The sequence below is a fragment of the Ruegeria sp. YKSF070 genome (genome assembly GCF_059612725.1).
The window spans coordinates 1-1729 of the sequence record NZ_JBXWRD010000107.1; the positions used below are offsets into that span (position 1 = coordinate 1).

3 protein-coding genes are annotated in these 1729 nt (G+C 66.5%); all 3 read left to right on the forward strand.

Annotated elements, in window-relative coordinates; all coding sequences use genetic code 11:
- Positions 1–426, forward strand: a 426-nt coding sequence (locus AC2FL1_RS23390) for a formate--tetrahydrofolate ligase (protein ID WP_496878519.1), incomplete at its 5' end; no start/stop codon positions are given.
- Between the two features lie 59 nt (positions 427–485).
- Positions 486–791, forward strand: a complete 306-nt coding sequence (locus AC2FL1_RS23395) for a chorismate mutase (RefSeq protein ID WP_496830959.1) — start codon at positions 486–488, stop codon at positions 789–791.
- A gap of 63 nt (positions 792–854) precedes the next feature.
- On the forward strand, positions 855–1729 hold an 875-nt coding region (gene folD, locus AC2FL1_RS23400), incomplete at its 3' end, for a bifunctional methylenetetrahydrofolate dehydrogenase/methenyltetrahydrofolate cyclohydrolase FolD (RefSeq protein ID WP_496878520.1).

A 1729-nucleotide genomic window follows, 5' to 3' on the forward strand; every position in this document is an offset into this window, starting at 1 on the left:
TCCGAGGCGCTGGCGCGCAAGGTTGTCGAGCTGGCCGATTCGGGCAAGGCGAACTTTGCCCCGATCTATCCCGACGACATGGGCCTGTTCGAGAAGATCGAGACCATCGCCAAGCGCATCTATCGCGCCGACGAGGTGCTGGCCGATCAGAAGATCCGCAACCAGCTGAAGGAATGGGAAGAGGCCGGGTATCGCAACCTGCCGGTCTGCATGGCCAAGACCCAGTATTCCTTTACCACCGACCCGAACCGGCGCGGCGCGCCGACGGGCCATTCGGTGCCGGTGCGCGAGGTGCGCCTGAGCGCGGGCGCGGGCTTTATCGTGGTGGTCTGCGGCGAGATCATGACGATGCCGGGCCTGCCGCGCAAACCGGCGGCGGAGACCATCCGGCTGAATGACGCGGGCCAGATCGAGGGCTTGTTCTGAGCCGCGATATGCGCAATTCACGGCCCGGGACCGATCCCGGGCCGTGAGAGTTTCAAGACATGACGACATCCATCCCGCCGGAAGCCTGTGGCGACATGGCCAGCCTGCGAGACCAGATCGACCGGCTGGACCGCGAGCTGATCACCCTGCTGGCCGCGCGGGCGGGTTACATCGACCGGGCGGTGGAGCTGAAACAGGGCAATGGCTGGCCCGCGCGGATCCCCGAGCGGGTCGAGGAAGTGGTGATGAACGCCCGCGCCGCCGCCGAAGGCCAGGGGCTGGACCCCGGCCTGATCGAGGATCTGTGGCGGCAGCTGGTGGACTGGTCGATCGCCCGCGAGGCGCGGGTGATCCGGGAAGTATGAAGGCCGGGCCAGGGCGGGCGCGGCAACAAGGCGGCATCAAGGCGGCAACAAGGAAGAGAGCAAATGGCAGCAACTGTGATTGACGGCAAGGCCTTTGCGGCCCGGATACGGGGCCAGGTGGCGGAACATGTGGCAGAGCTGAAGGCCGGGCATGGGATCACCCCCGGCCTGGCGGTGGTGCTGGTGGGCGAGGACCCGGCCAGCCAGGTCTATGTGCGCTCCAAGGGCAAGCAGACCGTCGAGGTCGGCATGAACTCGTATGAACACAAGCTGGACGCCGACACCTCCGAGGCGGATCTGCTGGCGCTGATCGACCGGCTGAATGGTGACCCGGACGTGCATGGCATCCTGGTGCAGCTGCCGCTGCCCGGCCATCTGGACGAGGACCTGGTGATCAACGCCATCGATCCGGCCAAGGATGTGGACGGGTTCCATATCTCGAACGTGGGGCTTCTGGGCACCGGGCAGAAAAGCATGGTGCCCTGTACGCCGCTCGGCTGTCTGATGATGCTGCGCGACCATCACGGGTCGCTCTCGGGGATGGACGCGGTGGTGATCGGGCGGTCGAACATCGTGGGCAAGCCGATGGCGCAACTCTTGCTGGGCGACAGCTGCACGGTGACCATCGCCCATAGCCGCACAAAGGACCTGGCCGATGTGGTGCGCCGCGCCGATATCGTGGTGGCCGCGGTGGGCCGGCCCGAAATGGTGCCCGGCGACTGGATCAAACCGGGCGCCACGGTGATCGATGTGGGCATCAACCGGATCGAGCGCGACGGCAAGACCAAGCTGGTGGGCGATGTCCACTACGACAGCTGCGCCGAGGTGGCGGGCGCCATCACCCCCGTCCCCGGCGGCGTCGGCCCCATGACCATCGCCTGCCTGCTCGCCAACACCCTCACCGCATGCACTCGCGCAAACAAACTCACAGAACCAAA

Bases quoted from the DNA above. Each gene is read 5' to 3' on its own strand.
- AC2FL1_RS23395 (WP_496830959.1), top strand. From the start codon at position 486: ATGACGACATCCATCCCGCCGGAAGCCTGTGGCGACATGGCCAGCCTG.